This is a genomic window from Mesorhizobium sp. Cs1299R1N3 (assembly GCF_037179625.1).
GTDB classification, from domain to species: domain Bacteria; phylum Pseudomonadota; class Alphaproteobacteria; order Rhizobiales; family Rhizobiaceae; genus Mesorhizobium; species Mesorhizobium salmacidum.
On record NZ_JAPYKQ010000022.1, the window covers coordinates 53,373 to 71,869 of the forward strand.

At 58.0% G+C, this 18,497-nt stretch carries 14 protein-coding genes and 2 pseudogenes; 6 read left to right on the forward strand and 10 right to left on the reverse strand.

Annotation, left to right across the window (positions count from 1 at the left end; genetic code table 11):
- Positions 1–3 precede the first annotated feature (3 nt).
- The 3 genes from O7B34_RS28915 (at position 4) to O7B34_RS28925 (ending at position 2,515) form a co-directional block, all read left to right on the forward strand.
- Positions 4–1,047 carry a GlxA family transcriptional regulator gene (locus O7B34_RS28915; protein WP_337128040.1) on the forward strand — a complete coding sequence of 348 codons (1,044 nt, stop codon included), beginning with the start codon at positions 4–6 and terminating at the stop codon, positions 1,045–1,047.
- A 136-nt stretch (positions 1,048–1,183) separates the two neighbouring features.
- Positions 1,184–2,008: a hypothetical protein gene (locus O7B34_RS28920; RefSeq protein WP_337149214.1), complete on the forward strand. Its 825-nt coding sequence runs from the start codon at positions 1,184–1,186 to the stop codon at positions 2,006–2,008.
- A complete protein-coding gene (locus O7B34_RS28925) occupies positions 2,009–2,515 on the forward strand; it encodes a M24 family metallopeptidase (protein WP_337149216.1) in 507 nt (168 codons plus the stop codon).
- Between the two features lie 381 nt (positions 2,516–2,896).
- Here O7B34_RS28925 and O7B34_RS28930 read toward each other — a convergent pair.
- Positions 2,897–4,039 (reverse strand): annotated as a pseudogene (locus O7B34_RS28930) (MFS transporter); the annotation flags it as partial.
- 477 nt (positions 4,040–4,516) lie between these two features.
- Here O7B34_RS28930 and O7B34_RS28935 point away from each other — a divergent pair.
- The gene (locus tag O7B34_RS28935; protein ID WP_337149217.1) at positions 4,517–4,909 is read left to right on the forward strand and encodes a hypothetical protein; all 393 of its coding nucleotides are present in this window, start codon (positions 4,517–4,519) and stop codon (positions 4,907–4,909) included.
- 181 nt (positions 4,910–5,090) lie between these two features.
- Here O7B34_RS28935 and O7B34_RS28940 read toward each other — a convergent pair whose 3' ends face one another.
- From O7B34_RS28940 to O7B34_RS28970, 7 genes are all read right to left on the reverse strand, one after another.
- The gene (locus tag O7B34_RS28940) at positions 5,091–5,423 is read right to left on the reverse strand and encodes an antibiotic biosynthesis monooxygenase family protein (protein WP_337149218.1); all 333 of its coding nucleotides are present in this window, start codon (positions 5,421–5,423) and stop codon (positions 5,091–5,093) included.
- 970 nt (positions 5,424–6,393) lie between these two features.
- On the reverse strand, positions 6,394–7,524 hold the full coding sequence (locus O7B34_RS28945; protein ID WP_337149219.1) for a DUF4236 domain-containing protein: 1,131 nt from the start codon (positions 7,522–7,524) through the stop codon (positions 6,394–6,396).
- 55 nt (positions 7,525–7,579) lie between these two features.
- Positions 7,580–8,629: a hypothetical protein gene (locus O7B34_RS28950; RefSeq protein ID WP_337149220.1), complete on the reverse strand. Its 1,050-nt coding sequence runs from the start codon at positions 8,627–8,629 to the stop codon at positions 7,580–7,582.
- On the reverse strand, positions 8,626–9,933 hold the full coding sequence (locus O7B34_RS28955; RefSeq protein WP_337142601.1) for a hypothetical protein: 1,308 nt from the start codon (positions 9,931–9,933) through the stop codon (positions 8,626–8,628). The genes O7B34_RS28950 and O7B34_RS28955 overlap by 4 nt, the downstream gene beginning before the upstream one ends.
- The gene (locus O7B34_RS28960) at positions 9,933–10,751 is read right to left on the reverse strand and encodes a hypothetical protein (protein ID WP_337149221.1); all 819 of its coding nucleotides are present in this window, start codon (positions 10,749–10,751) and stop codon (positions 9,933–9,935) included. Before O7B34_RS28960 ends, O7B34_RS28955 begins: the two co-directional genes overlap by 1 nt.
- On the reverse strand, positions 10,744–12,183 hold the full coding sequence (locus tag O7B34_RS28965; RefSeq protein WP_337149223.1) for a hypothetical protein: 1,440 nt from the start codon (positions 12,181–12,183) through the stop codon (positions 10,744–10,746). The genes O7B34_RS28960 and O7B34_RS28965 overlap by 8 nt, the downstream gene beginning before the upstream one ends.
- A 419-nt stretch (positions 12,184–12,602) precedes the next feature.
- Complete coding sequence (locus O7B34_RS28970) at positions 12,603–13,499, reverse strand: sterol desaturase family protein (RefSeq protein WP_337149224.1); 897 nt, start codon at positions 13,497–13,499, stop codon at positions 12,603–12,605.
- A gap of 855 nt (positions 13,500–14,354) precedes the next feature.
- Between O7B34_RS28970 and O7B34_RS28975 the strand changes: the two genes are divergently transcribed.
- Both O7B34_RS28975 and O7B34_RS28980 read left to right on the forward strand, forming a co-directional pair.
- Entirely contained in the window at positions 14,355–14,744 is a 390-nt protein-coding gene (locus tag O7B34_RS28975) for a hypothetical protein (protein ID WP_337128979.1), read from the forward strand.
- 411 nt (positions 14,745–15,155) lie between these two features.
- Positions 15,156–15,308: a hypothetical protein gene (locus O7B34_RS28980; RefSeq protein ID WP_337149225.1), complete on the forward strand. Its 153-nt coding sequence runs from the start codon at positions 15,156–15,158 to the stop codon at positions 15,306–15,308.
- Positions 15,309–16,508: 1,200 nt separating this feature from the next.
- Here the strand turns inward: O7B34_RS28980 and O7B34_RS28985 are convergent.
- Entirely contained in the window at positions 16,509–17,711 is a 1,203-nt protein-coding gene (locus tag O7B34_RS28985; protein WP_337149226.1) for an efflux RND transporter periplasmic adaptor subunit, read from the reverse strand.
- A gap of 88 nt (positions 17,712–17,799) precedes the next feature.
- Positions 17,800–18,497: pseudogene (locus O7B34_RS28990) on the reverse strand (hypothetical protein); the annotation flags it as partial.

An 18,497-nucleotide genomic window follows, 5' to 3' on the forward strand; every position in this document is an offset into this window, starting at 1 on the left:
CTCATGAATGCCCCGTTTTCAGCTGGAGAGCGTTCGCGGATTGTGAGGCCTCATCGCCGACCCGTTATCGACACTGGGGAAAGCATATTTCGACTAGTCATCCTGATATTGCCCGGTTTTTCACAGCTTAGCCTTTCATCCTTCGTGGATCCTCTGCGGCTAGCCAATTCAGTCTCTGGCCGACCGTCCTTCGCATGGACGGTCGCTAGTGCTGATGGCCGGCCGGTGGAGTGCGCAAGTGGCTTCAACCTGTCGGTTGGCGCCGATTTCGCCAGCCTGGGCAAATGCATTCAGGCGCTCGACGGGCCAAGCATGGTGATTGTCTGCGCCGGAGATCACGTCGAGAACCAGACATCAGCATCCCTCAGCAAAACACTTCGCCTTTGCAATAGGCAGGGAATTCCGATCGTAGCTCTGGGCACCGCAACCTGGCTTCTCGCGGAGACGGGATTGCTCGACGATACCACATGCACAATTCACTGGGACAAGCGAGCCGCGCTTTCCGAGGCGTTTGTTCGCATCGATGTGAACGACACACTGTTTGTGCGAGATACGCGCCTGGTAACCTGCGCTGGGGAATTCGCGTCCTTCGATCTTGTGATGGAACTGATCGCAGAACGTCTCGGGAGAGAGACCGCTTTGGCTGTATGCCGGCACACGACTGCCGGACATTGGCGCTCAGCTTCTGACAGACAATGGACGAGCCACGGGACGAACCATGCGAATGGCACAGGTATTCTCAAGCCGATCGCCGAGGTTATCCGGATCATGGAAGAGCATATCGAGGATCCTCTGCCATTGCGCGACATCGCGAAATGCGTCGGCCTGTCACAACGTCAGATCGAGCGGCTTTTCCATCGATCGGTCTCCTCATCGCCGATGCGATACTATCTTCATCTAAGATTAGCACGCGCGAAGAGGCTAATCGAACAAACGGAGTTGCAGGTTGTCGAGATCGCAATCGCCTGTGGCTTCGCATCTGCCTCACATTTCTCAAAATGTTTCCGGAATGCATTTGGCTTGAATCCTAGTGGCTGCCGGAGCTGAACGAGCCACCAAGAATTTGACGGAAACCCTAGCACCGGATGAATAGGCTTTATGTCTGCCGCTATTTTTTCCGCCTGTCGGATCCTATCAATCTGGGCCTAGATCCTCCCTCTCATCACTCTCCTGGAAAGCCTGAATGTCCTCGTTCTCAATCGCTAACCACAAGATCGATCCGACGCGTGGCGGGACAGGGTTGAAGCCCGATGGAAGCGTTGATGACAACGATCGAGCTGAGATTGGACCTACGGATGTAGCGTTCGCCGAGTGGGCCGCTCTTGGCCTGACAACGCCGAACCTCGAACGCATGCGCGGAACGCGGCTTGACCGTATCGTGCAACAACTCCGGCAAAGGGACTATGCAGGCGTACTTTGCTTTGACCCCTTGAATATAAGGTATGCGTCGGATTCTTCGAACATGCATATCTGGACCATGCACAACCCATCGCGAGCAGTGTTCATTGCGGCAGACGGGCATGTTGTTCTTTGGGATTTCCATCGATGCAGCCACCTTTCGACACACCTTCCCCTAATCAACGAAATTCGGGATGGCGGGGCAGGATTTTACTACTTTGTGGCAGGAGATGAGGAGCAAGCAATTGCCGAAGGGTTCGCGGCCCAAATCGACGAGCTCTTGCGCCGTGCCGGGGCTAGTAACAGGCGGCTCGCGATCGACAAGATTGAAATTCCCGGACTGCGCGCGCTCGATAAATTGGGCATCGAGGTCTGCAACGGCATGCAGATGATGGAACACGCCCGCGCCATCAAGGGAATCGACGAAATCAATGCGATGCGGTGTTCCCTCGCCACCTGCGAAATAGCTGTAGCCAAAATGCGCGAGCGCTTGCGGCCAGGCATCGCTGAGACAGAGTTGTGGTCAGTTCTTCATGCCGAGAACATCGCCCGTGGAGGCGAGTGGATCGAAACACGCATTTTGACGTCGGGCCCCCGTACGAATCCATAGATGCAGGAGGCCGGGCCCCGGCGAATTGTTTCAGGGGACCTCGTTGCGTTCGATACGGACATGGTCGGTCCCTATGGGATGTGCGCGGATTTCTCTCGCACTTGGTACTGTGGCGACGGTCGGCCCACCGACGAACAGCGAAAGTTGCACGCTATCGCTTATGAGCACGTGATGACAAATATGGCCATGCTGAAGCCTGGGGTCTCGTTCACTGAGCTTACGGAACGTAGCCATAAACTCCCTCCGGAGTTCGTCGAACAGCGATATGGCGTGATGATGCATGGCATCGGATTGTGTGATGAGTATCCCGCGATTCTATATCCCGAGGACTTCATACCCGGCGCATTTGACTACTCGCTTCAACCAGGGATGACCCTGTGTGTTGAGGCGTATGTTGGCGCCGTTGGTGGACGCGAAGGCGTCAAGCTGGAGGAGCAGGTGCTCATAACAGAAAGTGGGTTTGAAAACCTGACAAACTGCCCATTTGATCCTGCTTTGATCAGCTAGACTATCAGCATGGTCGTAACAATGGGCGCAAATTCAGAGAGCTTTTCTGACCGAAGTCGGTAAGGCGACGACGTAAACGGTATGGTCGGGCGTTAAGGCAATTTGCGGCACTGAGGTCGGTGAGGCGTCGAGAACGGCGACCAGTGGGCGTCGGTCTAAACGAGGCAGACATTGGATACGTCGAAACAGCACGACCACCGTTCGCGTCGTCGTCGCCACTCCGCTGCAATTCGGCTATTGGACCGGCCAGTGCGTTGAGATCAATACAAAACTGTCCGGAACTGCCCATTTCTAGCGCAATGTTCGGACCTGCCTATCAAAAGGAGCTCAGGTAGGCTTGGGTCATCATCCCGCCTCGTGTGTAGCTAAACTGCGACGCGATCAACGCCGCAAAAAGAAGCCAGTTGAATCATGACGCCTTCGATTTGCTCCGGTTGGACGCTCAATCGAAAGCCTGGTGCGAGGTGGCCCCTCTCCCACATGCAGTTCGAGCAGATTCTGATCCAGTTCTTTGTCCGCCGCGGTGAGGCGATGGTTGAGGCGAAGGTAATCCATCCAGGTCGGGGTGCGGAATGTCTCTGTCCAAAGCAACGGCTCCTGCAGATCGCGCTGGAGATTCCAGTGCCGGGCGCCCACGCCGCTTTGCACCCGGCGGCGTTCCCGCATCAGGTCCAGGAAGGCTTCGACATTCGCCTCCGGTATCGAGTACTCGATCTTAACGAGGATCGGGCCGCTTCTTGACTTCAGGTCTAGGGCGAGCTGCGGCGTTTCAAAGCCAAATGGATCCTGGTCGGTTTCTTTCCATTGCCGGATTGGCAGCAGCAACCCGGTGGCAGCAACCAGCAAGAGAGCGCCAGCGGAGCTTTCCAGCGCCAAGGTGAGCGAATAGGTCTCGGCTACCATGCCCCACAGCCAGCTGCCGGCCGCGATGCCGCCCGACGAGAGGGCAGAGTAGATCGACAGCGTGCGACCGACGACCCAGCGTGGACTCGACAATTGCACGCTGACGTCCAGCCCCGTCCAGGTGACAACCCAGCCCGCGCCACCGAACGTCAAGGCGAGTGCCGCTACCGCCAGCGAGGGCGTGAATGCAAGCGCCAGGCAGCACGCCGCGCAGGAGACGCACGCCAGTGTTGTCAGCCGCTCCTGTGACAGCGACCGTCGAAGCACGTTGTTAGAGATGCCGGCGCACAAGGCGCCCGCCCCAAAGCCGGCCATAAGAATGCCATAAGCGATCGGGCCTCCCCCCAACTGATCGCGGGCGACCAGCGGCAGCAGTGCCAGGATCGAGATGCTTGTCAGGCCAAAAAGCGTTCCGCGCGCGATTGCGGCCTTGATCTCCGACGAAAGCGCAGTAAAGCGCGCTCCGTCATGAATGGCGGTGGTCAGCGACTCACGAGGAAGAGGCGAAGGGCTACCACTCCATTCACGGCTCCCTATGGCCCACAGGATCGCCAAGTAGGTCAGCGTCGCCACGGCGAACGCCGTCAGCGGTCCAAACGAGGCAACAATGATGCCGCCGAGCCCGGAAAGCGGCATCACCGTCGCTCGGTGTGCCGGCGCTTGCGAGCGCCCAGGCCGGAACGGCTGGCGCCGGGGCGGGGCTGGCGGTCGTGGGATCGAGGCGAATCATGACTTTCGAGGGTAAATCGCGCGTGCGCTTTTCGCCATCGATTTCGGCCTAAAACGCACAGCCTGTCGGAGCAACAAAACGAACGATAATGTTGCCTTATCCTTCTATTTGGAGGGTACAGCTTGACCAGTCCTGCAGAAATTGCTGCGAACAACCCTGCGGCACGTGCTCGCAAGTGACGTCGGCTTTCTGCCGACCAGCATGCTGGTGCCGGCACTGCTGTTCCAGGTCGTCGCGCTTTGCCGATTTGCGATTGCCTGTCACGGTTGCATGGCCATTGGAGTTCTCGCGTTCACAGCCATGAGGTACGTTGTGAACAACTTGCATGGCCTGATTGCACTGGCTGCGGCTTCGCGCACAGTTTGCACATGGCGTCAGACATTGACCTAGATGCTCTGTTGTTCGAAATGGCGGCCGCAAGCGTTCGGATGCTGGCCCTGAGCTTTGGCGACAAGGCAGCCAGGATAGCCCGACAGACTTCAGGGCGGTTTCTCTTTGAGGTTCGGATCGACGGTGATCCTCAATTTCAGCGCATTGCCGCCATCCGCTATACGACCGGAACAACCGGACTCTTTGCATTGAGCAAGGACGGGCTGGCGGTCGTGTCCTTCACGGCCAATAGCGAGCTCGCCAGCTTTATCGATCCATTGGAAAACTGGGACAGTCTGCCGCTGCGCGAAAAGGCGCACAATGAGGTCCAAGGGCACATCGATCTGCTCGTTGCGGCGCTTCGAAACGCCGGTTGCGTGCCATACCATTAGGCTTTGACTCAAAGGCCGCTGTGGATCTCTCCATTCAGCGCATGTCACGATGGTGCGTCCGCTTTGTTGTAACTTCGACGGCCGCACCTTTCTCCGGGCTGCCTCTCGTCCAGCAGCGTACCTGGGTGGCGACCGTCTGGGCGGTCGGCGGTTTCACTGCCGTGCTCGATTGCCGGCGCGACTACCTCTTCCGCCTTTCAGCCGCACCCTCGACGATGGAAAAACCCTCGAACTGCGGATGACCGAGGTAGAGAACTTTCGTCATGCCGACATTCCGGTGGGCGGCGCGGAAGTTGTCTGATCTGGTCCAAGCGACGAAATCGTCGTGGCTTGCCCACACTGTGTGCGAGACAAATAGGGTGTAACCTTCGGTCTCGTCGATCGCGCCACGCAGCAAATGGAACTCTCGGAATCCCTTCATATCGGCAAGGCTGGAATCTCGGTTTTTCCAGACGTCCTCGAAATCGGATTCCGCGCCGTTCTGGACTTTGAAGCGGTTCATGGCGATGTACATGGCGATTCCCTATGCGTTGATCGTTGGACTCGTAGTTACGTCATGAGCTTGGGGATCGGGTGGCATGAACCGTTCTAGCTCGGGAGCAGTCTCTTATCGCCTTCGCATTGCAGCGTCTGATGGCCGCCCTTTTCCAATGCCCCAACTACGCTTTCGGCCTGCTCGCGTCCTCGAACTCCGAACGACCCTGCCCGAACCGGTTGATTTCCAGCCAAGCAACTCCGCATCGGCTGTCCCTTCCCGTTTGTCATGTTCCTTCGTCTGCATTTTCGTTTGATCGGCGAGCCTTCACATGTCCCGTGCAATCCACGTGCCACCGCGGAGGTGGTGGGAGCAAAAGGAGAGGACCAGACGGTTTGTGGCGCGCGGAGGGAATACAAGCGCGTCGATGTGTCGGGTCTTGAACAAAGACGATGTCAGAGTACGGAACGGATTTAGAGCGCCTCAATGCCACATTGCGCCGTTCAATTCAGAGAGCCTGAGGGGCGTCCAGCTGATGGACGGAAAGCAAAGCAGCGGGCAGAAAACCGAGCACCTATGTCGTTGCCGAGTTTGAACGCGAGCGGATGCAAGTCGCTCAGTCGGTAGACAGGATTCGTCAGACTGGCGTTTACTGGTTTCCAAAAGCCGTCCCGGCCGAGGCTGTGTTCACCGGTCGTAAGGAAGTCAACTCGACCGCGTGGTTATCGTCGCAAATGCTCGGCCAATTGGCAGTCGGTCACGGAAGTTCGCCCCCTCTGCTGGTTTCTCGTTCAATCCTCTGCAGCGCAGCTCACCGTTTCTGCGACGAGGCGGGACAGATCAGAAGCTTGCGGCCGGCGTTTCACCCCTGCCGGTCGCTCGGCACTTCTATCTGGCCGATGTGGTGATGTGTTGACCGAGGCTGGCAACAAGATGGATGTGGTGTGGACGTTTAAGCCGGGAACGCAGAGTGCATCGGTGCCGGCCACAGCGAATCTGGTCTGCAAGCTCACCTACTCGAACGTGAGTCTAGCGATACCGTCGGGCGACTGGAGTTTCGATGCAATTGCGCGAGGGCCAATAGCGCCTGGCAAAACGGCTGACTGACGTTCGTCCTGGAGAATTCCACCAGTTCGTTCAGTCCAGTCGCACTGGAGAGGCGCAAGGCTTCGTAACGGCAGACGGGGATCTGACGATTGTTCTTGAACCGTCTATCCGGCCCACCGCTTTTGTTGGGGTGCGCCCAGGTGTGTCCAACCACCTCAGCGTCAGACGGGACCTTTCCCGCCTCGATGAAATTGGTCGGCGCAAACTGTGTACGAAGATCGGCATATGCAACGGCGCCATACCGGTTTGCGTCTTTCACAAGGACCAGATCTGGCATGAAATAGAGCACCTGCCGGCCTACCTGGATCGAGGGCGGTATAACATTGCTGCGAACAACGGCGGGTAATATGCTGGTGAGCGCCGTGGGCTTTTTGTCGACCAGCATGCTGGCGCCGGCATTGCGCTTCCAAGTCGTCAGATCCTCAATCTTGCCCCCGGCCGCAACGTGCCATGTTCCTGCGCAACGAGTAAGCGTTTCGAACGCGGCAACCAGCCTGCCATAGGCAGCTTCGGCATCTTGCTCGAGGTCGTAATAGAGCACGCTCACCCGGCGATAGCCGTCAAACCATTTGCCGAGCAGCATGCCCGGTAGAAATGCGGCGCCCCCAAGCACAGGCGCCGCGCCTCCGAGTGCTTTCCAAACAAGGAAACCGGCTATCCCGAACAGCACTCCCAGCACCACGGCGAGGCGTGGTTGCGACTGTCTGGCGTTGATTTCATCAATGACATTGGCAAATGTCTCATCGCGCATGGCCATTACGTCGCCTGACTCGATCTCTCTCATCAGGACGCCATCAGTCACATATTGCGGAGCCGACGGTTGCAGTTGAGCTTGCTGCTTCCCCTTTTTTGTGCCGGCCTTTCCGAGTGTGCCGCGATAGTAGAGACCACCTCTGCCTGCGTGGATGTAGTGGCCTCGCGGACCCGTGCCTATCCGAAGGCCTTTGACGCCAACCGAGACCCCAACCCCACCCGACGAAAAATTGAAGCGGAACGGCCCCGCGCTGATCGATTTTCGAACGTAAAACCCCATCCCTTGAGTCCCCCAACTCAATGCTGTGAGCTAACTCACCAGCATTTTTTTGCGCTCATAACTTCGATCCGACACCCGCCGCGAGGTCGGTTTCGCGGGAGCGCTGCCTCACCCTGATTTCAATTCGTCGCCTTGCCTTCACATCGCCAGCCTGCGCTCCGTTGGTCAGATGGTCACCAGGAAGTATCAACTGGCCACCCGACATCGGCAGAATGGTGAACCCTTTCAGCTCAGGCATCTCGCGAAGTATGCTCGTGACCGAGATTGCTCGCGCCAGTCCAAGGCCGGCGTTATCGGCGGGATGAAGCGTACCAATTTCCACCTTGCCAGCCAGGACGGGTTGAAGACCCTTGTCCATGTTCGACGACTGACCGGACATGGCCTGCTCATCCGTGTGTCCAATCACCTCGATGACGTCGACGCCGTACGACGTTGCAATGCCCGCAATCGTCTTGGACAGATCGCGCAGCCGCGTCCTGAAACGATCGGAAAGCTCCGCACTTCCGATATCGAAATTATAACCGTCGAGTTCGCTGAGGCTGATGATCGGTGGCCAATCGTGCGGCTTGGCGGCCATCACAGGCGCGTCTGCCTTCTTCAGGGCATCTGACAGGTCCTTCAAGGTCTTGGCCGTACCAACGTAACCAAACTCCTTCAACACGTTCGTGCGCTCGATCATCGCCCGGGCTTGCTCGGCGTCGACATCATTGTCGGACAGGATCTTGGTGACCGGGGCGTTCTTCACCAGTTCTTGGACCGAAACTCCTGCGTTTTTGATTGTTTCGATGGTCTCGTTCGCCAACACCAATTCGCGCCACTGCTGGTCGGGCACGTTGCGCCCTGTCGCGGGCTTGACCATCTCATTCAGCTGGGCAAGGAGCCGCTTGTTTTCCTCGCCGAGCTTACGCGATTCCTGCTTGAGGGATTGGGCAATCTTCTGCGCCTCTGCGGTCTGTTTCTGCTTCTTGGCGATGATTGCGCCGGCTGCAAGCAAAAGGCAGAACACCAGAAGCAGCATCGTCTCGGCCATCGTCAGGCCCAGGATCAGCCCGCGGCCGTAGCCCTTGCGCTCATAAGCGACCGCTGTTGCGCCCGTCTCGCTCACCTGCCCCACCAACCGCTTTTTCGCGGCGGCTCAGCCTTCTCTGGGACAGCGCCCAAGGATTGGAAGGAATCGCCTTGCTGATCTTCGGAGATCTTGATTATCGCCTGTTCACCATCAGCGCCGGCAGGTGTAACTGCGCGTGCTGGATCGATCGCTATTGCGTCGTTGGCAGCATGGCTGCCGCGAGCCGCCTGGAGACTCTTTTCTGCAATCGTGGCAATGAGTTCGCTCGTGTCCCTACTTTGCTTTTGCACCACTGCCGCAAGCGCCTCGGTTAGGCGCTGCTGGGCTTGAACACTCCCTGCTGTCCTCTCTGCCGCGGCTGCGGCGCGCTCTACACCACTCGCCACCTTCGCCACTGCGTCAGCGAGACCGATCATACGAGCTTGTTGCTCCTGCGAGGCGGACTCGGTCTTGACCGCGTATTGAGCGACAGCGCTGCCAAGAAGCTTTACCATCGGCGCCAGATCGTTCTTCAGCACCTCCTCAGGAACGACAACTTTTTCCAGCTTGGTGGCCACGGTGTCAGCCTGTTCGCCGAGCTTGCTAACTGACGAGGACATCGAGCTGTTGGCTTTGTCGAGCAAATCAGCGGCAGCTTCGACACGCTTAGCAATCGAAGAGAACTGACTTTCGACCTGCCCGAAATTGTCTTTCAACGCGTCACTGAGCTTTCCAGACGCCTCTTGGACCGGTTTGATCGATTCCATGGCGATCTTGTCCAAGGCGGATCTGATATGCTCGCCGTTTCGCTCGGCTTGGACGGCAATCTCAGCAAAGCCTTCCTCGAGCATCTGATGGCTAACACGGCGAAAGTCGGCAAACTCTCTTGTGACGCTCTCCATCTCAGCTCTTACTCGCCGAGTCATGTCGGCGAGTTCGTGCCTGGCGGTCCGCTCGATATCCGCAGGGTCGCGCCGCATCTGGTTGTAGAAGATCCTGAGCGCGATGCCGGTGATCGTGGACGTAATCGCGATACCGAAGTTCCTGACGATGGCATCGGTCGAGCCTTCCGACCCGAACTGGAACAACGACACTCCAAGGCTCGTCAGCGTGAAAAGGAAGCCCATATAGTAGAGATTGTCGCCGGTTTGCTCATCGCTAAGGCGCAGCTTCCCGGTGAAGATCGATACACCGAGATAAAAAAGCATCAGGCAGACAGGTGCACCCGCCGCCACGATCGGGTTTACGCCCGAGAGCTTGGCGATGGCGATAAAGACGCAGCCGCCGAGCGTCAATATCGCAAACACGAGGAGTGGGAAGCCTCGATGCCCCAGTAGGGAATTGTCGCGGTTCCTCGCCATCAGTTTAACCCCTCCAAGCCAACCAGCTTTTCGAACTCGCCGTGATGGTTTTGGACCCATTGCGTCCAGAATTCAGCGTGATCCAGCGACTGAAACGGCTTCTTTTTCCGGTCGATATAGAGGATCGTGACTGCCACCCCGTCGAGCGACGTCCCGTAGGTCCGATCGGCGGCGCTACTGAGGTATTTCTGGTAATCCAGACCAGACCGGTACTGCGAATAAAGCGCCGTATGCTCGATCATGTCGGAGGCGACCACCAACCGCTTTGCGCCCCCCGGTTTCGCCAAGCTGCTATCAAACAGCGACAGTTTGATTTTCTGGATGCCGGCCATGATCGGAGACTGGCTGGCCGAGTCAGCGTTCGGAATTTGGTCAGGAAGGTTTTTCAAGGGGTCGCCGAAGGCGTTTTCCCACTTCTTCTGACGGCGCGCCGAATTGTTCGTCCAATTGTCTACCGTGGACCCGTCGCCTGGATTGCATCCATCGAACATCACCGTCAGGTCGCCGGGGGCCGAATTCAGCGTATAGATCCTCACATAGCCGCCCGGCTCGACCCGCCCGATGGTTTTGCGGAACTCGTTCTTCAGATCCGCCATGGTCGTTGCCGAAACCGGATCCGTGGCGTCAATGAGAACCGCCGTCAGGCTAACGGGACCGTCCATCGGGCAATTTGTGTTTGCGTCGATCTGGCCCTTGCCAGACCTTGACCACATCCAGGCAAAGCCGCCCAACATTGCAACCGAGAGCACCCCAAGAGCGAGAGCCGCAACGATTGAGCCGGCTTGGCCCTTCTTGCGCCTGCGAACCCGCCTAGCCATTCACACTGTCCGGATGAAGCTTGTCGAGGTCGCGATACTGCTCAATTCCGCGCTCGCATTCCTGCCCAATCAGGCGGACTTGAGCGTTGAGCTCCTCCTGCGCTTGGCGGATCGATGCTCCAACGTCGCCCTCGCTCCATTCCCCGTCGGCCGAGATGTGAGGCTTGATGCGTTCAAGCTTGTAAGGTGCTCCGAAATGCTTGGGCGCAGGCTCCGTTCTGGCCTGGATATTCGCCTCCCTGTATTTGGAGAGAAGCTGATTGCAGGCTCGCTCGAGCTGGTCCTGATGCTGCGCAAAGAGCGCCACAAGCCTCGAGCGATGATCGACAATAGCACGATGCTCCCTGCGACGACTGCCGAGTTCCTTGACGATGTCCTCAACCTTTTCGTTGTGGTCGTCGCGAACGTCTTGCAGCTCTTCGATCAACTCCCGCTTGCGCTCGATATAGTCCTCCCGCTTACGAACCAAGCGATTTTCGACGCCCGCGTAACCGGGATAAGGGTCGAGTACGAACCAGCCGTCGATAAATGCGAAAATCGAAAACATGAGGCCGATAGCAAACAGTAGCCATGACTTCACATCTGTGAGCCCGGCCGGATTGCCGACCATGTTTCGGATGACCTCTGCACCGGCACCGTCCGCGAGCGAGCCACTCACCTCGCGATAGTGCGCCAGCGCCAGGTTTAAGGTCACGGCCAGACCGATATAGACAAGGATCGAGAACATCCCGACTAGCTTCCCAAAAATCGATCGGTGGGTGACAAGGCGGGCGCAGAAAAGCGCCAGGAGCAAAGCGGCGCCGATGTTGATGAAGGAGAATGCTGCAGCCTCAAGGATGCCGCCAAAAAACCCCTGTTCGTTTCCCTTGGCAAGGAAACTGCCATTCATTGCTGTCTCGATGAGAAACAGGAACAGCAGCAGCGAAATGCGCAAAAGGTGAGCCGCGCCATGCTGAACGCGCGCCGCGCGAACCAATTCGTGCTTCGCCTTGAACCAGGCGTGCTCTTTCTCAGCGTCCCTAAGAGCGCGCCTCAACCCGTGGAGTTCATCCAGGCCGACAGCAACCGAAGCTTTGAAATCCGACACGCTGGCTGCGTTCGCCTGACGGATGAGACCAAATTGTTCTTCGAAGTCGAGTCCGGCAAGACGCCCGCTGAGAAGATGCAGGTTGTCCTCAAGAGTATGATAGGATGCCTTTTTCTCGTCCTCGACGCGTTCGATGACGGCATGTTCAACATCGTCGAGATTCTTGGCGCTCTTAGGGGGCTGGTTTGCCTCGCCACGCTCCTTGCCGCGACCGGCGAGATTCATGTCCCGATCAATCTTGGTGACATCCAAGCTGCTGAAAAGCTGGGTGCTCGCTCGGAAATCATGGTTGGACTCGCGCAGAGACTCGCGCAACCTATTTAGCTTTTCGAATTTAGAGCTCACGCCCTTCGTATCCCAATTTTTTTCGGCCCCAAGCAGAATGCTTTCTATGCACAGTAGCGCTAAAGGGCAACCATGGGCGTGCGACCGTGGTCGGTCCTGCACTGGTAAAATCGGCAAGGCCGGCCACACGATCGGGCCACCGCATTCGCCTCAAAGGGATCAATGCGCCTGAGATCTGTTTGGATGATGCCAAGGCGGTCGCGGCGCGCCGAACCTGGTCGGATTGCCTGAGCGAATTGCACTCCTGCGCCCATTCCGGCTCGACCGCACAGCAACCCCGGATCGTCCAGAGTGTGCGACCAAATGCGAGAGGCTGACGCCGCCAGGCAGCTTTTCTCCCATCAAAAAAAGCAGGAGGAGTATGATCTCACGACCCCGAAGAGCGCGCGCAACCTGCTGGGCAGGACCAACGGCGGCTTTCAGTCCTGCGCAGGAAGCAGGCCGGGGCTCTCCGCTTGTTCATGCCCAGCCTCTACATCACTTCCGACTTTAGCTCTACGCCAGCGACGTCGATCAAATGGGAAAAAAATGTAATCGCGCGCGGTGAGCGGCTCGGGCTGGTCTCGGAGGCCAACTTCCGGCCACTCATTCTTTTTTGGCCAGTATGCCGTTAGAAAAACCGTGTCCCAGATGGTTGTAAAGAACCCATAGTTTCGGCGCCGGTGATGCGGTTCCAGCGAATGGTGAATGCGGTGGAACTTATTGTCGCCAATAATATATCGAAGCGGCCCAAGATTGATCCGGGTGCTCGAATGCGAAAGATGGGCCTGAAAGGTAATCAGTGTCACGGCAACAACGGGCACTACGCCAGATTCGAAATGGAACAGCGTGAGTGGTAGGGCTACAAACCCAGCGTAAACGAGTGGCTCGGAAACGTGATGATGGCAATTCCATGCCGTCAATTCGCGGATCGAGTGGTGAGTAGCGTGCATGCGCCAGAGGAATGGAACAGCATGCTGAGCGCGGTGCATCCAGTAGTAGAAGAAGTCACCAGCAATCGCGACCAAGACGCCTGAAAAGACGGCCAATCCGCTGTCGACGATGGCATTGTCAAAGTGAAGCATCGTACCGAAATTGATCGTTACGAGCGGCTTTATCCCTAACCAGTCCAGGCTCACGGCGTAGAGGTGCCAGATAACGGCACCGCATCCGAGCCGAATAATCCAATTCCGCACGCCGCGAAGATATGAGGCAAAACTGTATCGATAAGCCGGAAACATCAGTTCCAGCGCGGCGCAAAAGGTAGCGAAAATCACAACCAGCTCAAGCGACTTCACGAATATCTGAGTCATCTGGTTAACGTCGAAAACGTGCATTTGTTTGCTCCGGCGAATCGTTCAATGCTCCAACCTCAGGTCGGAGTGACTGTCATCAACGCAGTCGTCTTCGTCAGGCGAGACCAATATTGTGAGTCTCAGCGCCGCCGTAAACTCGGCATCGAAGTCACGAATTGCATGTAGTCAGGTGATGCAGATTTCCTTTTAGGGCATTCAAACGGCGATTGTTCCGCCGGCATAGCGGCGCGCTTCGAGGATGTGCAATGCAGCATTTTCGTAGATTGGTAAAATTGGTTGTTTGGATAAGACCCATCGGTGTCCCAAATGATCGGAGGAGCCCAGTAGACCACCGGGCTTTGCGCGAAGCGACCAACCATAGGGCAAAGTCCGTTGCGGCAACTGGGCAGGGATAAAGCCTGCGAAGCGCAAGGCAAAGCGTCCGGTTCCAGCGTCTTCACGACGATCCGAGCCTTGTCGCCCATCGACCAGGGCGGGCCGCCAGCACCGTTGATCACTTTGAAACGCCGCGGTTGCCGCTCCGGGTCAAGCGTAAGGTCACTCCCGGACACAGCCAAGTCGCCACTACAGGACCGACAACCTCACAGATCGCGATCACTCCCGAAAGCTGGCTCCGAAACACCGCGTACCAATCAGGGAAGCCTGCTAGATGGCAAATGTAACGCGAAATCAGTTCGGCGGATCGCTCCTAGGCGCTACGATTAGAAATCAAAGGAGCCCTGAACAATGGATCGCTATACAAGTAGACATAGACCTGAAGACCGCGATCGCGGTGCGACCCGATCGACTCACATGCCCAATGAGGTGCTGGACCTTAGGGAGGCGAGCCGCTCAGTCGATTCCATCTTTGACAGGGTCCGGGGAGAGTCAGTCAGGTTGAACAGGACAATCGATTACATCGGCGGTTCCCGCAATATTTCTTTCTTCTCTGACGTTGACCAAACCGAGATGGGGACTTTGACCATTGCTCAGCAGGATGGCAGCATGCGAATTGGCTGGATACACAATAAGCAGCGGTCGAGGTACAAAGGGCTCGGGACGGTCATGATCAATATCGCCGATCGGTTCAGAGCGTTAGATAACCTTCGCAGTCTGACTCTTCGTTCTCAATCTGAAGAAGCTTCAGTGTTTTTCTACAAGAGCGGATTTCGATTTACAGGAGAAGGAATGGAAGCCAAGAATTCAGCGATGCGGAGGCAAATTTCCAGCCCGGACTTTCAACCTCCGGATGATATTATCTTCCTTGGTGAAATGGAGCGTGCGTAACTCGCTGCGGCACCCATACCGATTGAGCGCGCCAGGATGAAATACCGACTCATCTCTTGATTCCAGTGGCCGAAAGGGGTGGAAGCCGCCCGCGATAGCTAGGTGGAGAAAACGTGTGCGCCCAGCGCGCCGATTCGAAAGTGGCAACTCTAGCGTCCACGCTGCGGGCAAGCGCAAAAGCTGTCGGAGCGCCAGCAGCTGTTGCGGGGGAGAGTTCGCGCGGACAAGGCCTGTGTTGCTGTTTGTCCGCTAGCATACACTGGCGCAGGCCCCAATTTCGTCCGTTGGTGACCTGGCTCATCGCGGTTCTTCGCTGCAAGCCTTTGTGCTCGGGCCGTCCGAGACTCCGCAAAGTGTCCTGAGGATCGCAAGCCTAACCTTAGCCGATCTCCGCACCGAGGCGTGAGAACTGTGACGAGCAGACTGCGGGACAAAGACGAAGGTCATCAGGTCAAGCAGGAACTGATGGATAGCGTCGGCAGTCAGGGCGGACTCGAACTGACGCAGCATCACACGGGCCTCATCGACGGCTTCGGCGCTGGGCGCATCGATCAACGCTTCTAGTCTCTCGAAAGTTTCCAATTCGACAAATCCTCCGACCGCAAGTTAAAATGCCATGCGCCGCTGAAAATTACACAACCAAAGTTACGACGTGCCGCGCTTTCTTGGCCCAAACTGGCGCTCTGAGGGTTGTTCCAGAACCCCGGTTCGGGCCGCAAGCGAGCCCGTTCGACGGTCCACCAAGGCCGGATTGAAAGAAGGCGTGCTTGGCTCCGAAAAGCTCGCGCCCCAAATAGCGCCCCGACGCCACGCACAGGAATTCCAGGGTGAAAATAGAATTGCCGGCGTCGCCGGTGGTTCTTCCTCGATCCGTTCGCGGTCCGTCATGGCGTCTCCAGCTGTTCTGTTCCGAGGCTCGGGCTCCGGCTCACCCGGGCAAACCGTCGCGATGAGTACGAGGAGGCGGCTAGCCGCCGCGCGTGCGACTGAACGCGTTCTCCGGCAGGCCCGACTGCACCGGCGTTCCACCACTCCACTTATCGGCGCCGTGACGATCATGTCGGTTAAGTCGATTGCCACGCGCACGAGAGTCGACTGGACGAGGCAGCTTTCGAGAAATGAGGAGTCTCAGAGAGTCTGAATGAGCGTCATTGTCGGTGGGTCCCGTGTTACGGATCACCAGGTGCATTAAGCGTGCCAAAGCATAACCGCTTTAATCACAATTGGGTTCACCGGACTGGCTACATCCGATGTCCGACATTGTTGCACTTTCGCGCCATGCTGCCCGGCCCGCGCCGTCAAGGAGGTTTTCTATACGCTACACGCGCGCGTCGAAACGATCGGCCTTGATTATAGGCAGCGGCATCGGATCGGATTAGACGTCCGCCCGCGCGTGCTCGACAAATGCGGAGGAACTTTTCGGATTGGAGTGGTGTATTGTGAGCTCCGGCATCTTGGAGAGATGGTCCCATCCTGGGCCCTCTCGCTTCGGCTGCTCGGTCGGTCAACTGACAAGGTCGACGGCAGGAGGCAAGCTGCCGTAGGCTTTGCGAGGAGGTCCGGCGGGACAATGGAGACGTGCCATGCACAGTCCCGCCGCCGTGCCGGTGACGATTGCCACAACCGAACCTCGATCCAGAACTGAGATACAATGTTGGATGCCCGGACAGGCTCAGCCAGCGGCAATTGGCCTCGAGCAGTCCATGAGAGAGATGGCACAGGACCCCCGCGAGATCAGGTCCTATTACGGACTCCCCGCCAGCGCTAGGATTGTGTTTCGGCGTTGCCAGGGAGCGGTCTGTGCGTGTCGGTAATGCCGCTGTCCTTTCGTAGAATGATCTTTTCGCCCTCCGCGAGACCATCGACGATCTCGGCGCCCATTTGGTTCACCAGCCCCACGCGCACGCGGCGTGCTGCGGTCGCGCCGTTCCCTGTGTCTACCCTCGCGCGATAGAGACCCTCCGGATCAGGGCCGACGAGCGCACCCCATGGGGCAAGCAACACGTCATCAACCGTGCTCACCGTAATAGTCACCTCAGCGGTCATCATTGGCAGAAGCTCCCCGTCCTTGTTGGATGCCTCAAAAAACAGGTTGTAATAGACCGTCTGCGTTTGCCCCGAGCCGCCGCCTAGCTGGCCGCCGGTGGGTCCCTGGTTCGTCAGAAGAAAAGATGGGGCGGGCTCCACTGCCATAACCCGGCTAGCCCGGTTGGTCTTTCTGTCTCCGACGGTGGTGAAATGCACCGGCTGCCCGACCCTGATGCGTTGGACATCTGCCTCGGAAACTTGCACTCGCGCTCTCATCGTGTCGGTCTGCGCGACGACAGCAATTACGCGCGAGGGCTCCGTCTGTCCGGGCTTGGCCTCCAGGGCGATCACCCGTCCGTCTATCGGGGCGGCGATCTGTGTGTAGCCGAGGTCGATTTGGGCCTTTTCGACCCCGGCAGTCGCTTCTTCGACTTGCGCTGTCGACTCGTCGAGCTTGGCGCGGGCAATTCGGACGGCAATTTCGGCATCCTGAAGAGCAGCGCTCGAAATGACCTGGCGCGCAGAGAGGTGCCGCTGACGCGTCAGGACTCGCTCTGCCCGGTCGAGCTTGAATTGGCTCGAATGTTGGGCTGCCTGCTTCTTGGAAAGCGAGGCCCTTGCCAGACGCAACCGGTTCTGCTGCTCGAAAGAATCCATCTCCGCAATAAGATCGCCTGCGTGAACCTCGTCCCCCAAGCTGACATGAAAGGCAGTCAATTGACCCGAGACTCGCGCACCGATTTGCACAAGCCTTGAGGGCTCCAGAACACCCATTGCATTTACCTCGTCCGCCAGCGAGCCCCGTCTTACAGTAATGACCGGGGTCGAACTGGACGGCTGCCTGCTTGGCGCTGAAGCGACCCAGACAGCTGCCCCGACGGCACACACAAAAACCCCTAGGAAAACACTTCGTCTCATGATCTCACGCCAGTCATTCATTTTGTTGCTAGATTCGAACGAAAGCTTGGGGCAGGAATCTTATTTGGCGGGCAGGGAGCCGGATCGGCCCGGCGGTCGGTCGGTTGCTTTATTGCGACTCCACGAACGCCCAGATCCTGTTCAGCATAGCCCTCAGATCCTTCTCGGCTGCAGCGAGACCAATCCCTCCTATCATTCTGACCCGAGCCTGCTGGCTCAGGGGCAGAAAGAGGGGCTGATCCCGCAGGATACGGGTGATGCCGACATGCTGCCGACGCGAGTCGCGTCTGGAGGACAGTGGCCCATCAAGTGACCGCAGCAGCACCGCGACGGACGCCGCCAGCAAAGCGAGCACTGCGCCGACCAGCGGCAGGTTGGCGTAGGAAACGCCCCAGGAGAGGGCCACGCCACCGATCCAGGCGCCGCTGGCATTGCCGACGTTGAAGGCGCCTTGGTTTAATGTGGCGGCGAGGTTCGGCCCCTCGGAAGCGGCTTCCACGACGCGGATCTGCAGCGGCGGCACCACCACGAAGACGAGCAGGCCCCACAGGAAGACGATGCCCACCGCGACCGTGGCGATGGCGCCGAATTCGGTGAAGGCGACGAACAGCAGCGCCAGCAACAGCAGCGTTCCGACGACTGTCGGCATCAGTTTCCAGTCGGCCAGCCTGCCGCCGATAATGTTGCCGATGGTCATGCCGGCGCCGAACAGCAGAAGCACCCAGGTGACCGCCGCGGTCGACAGGCCCGACACGTCGGTGAGGTAGGGTTTGATGTAGGTGAAGACGGCGAACAGGCTGGCAGAGG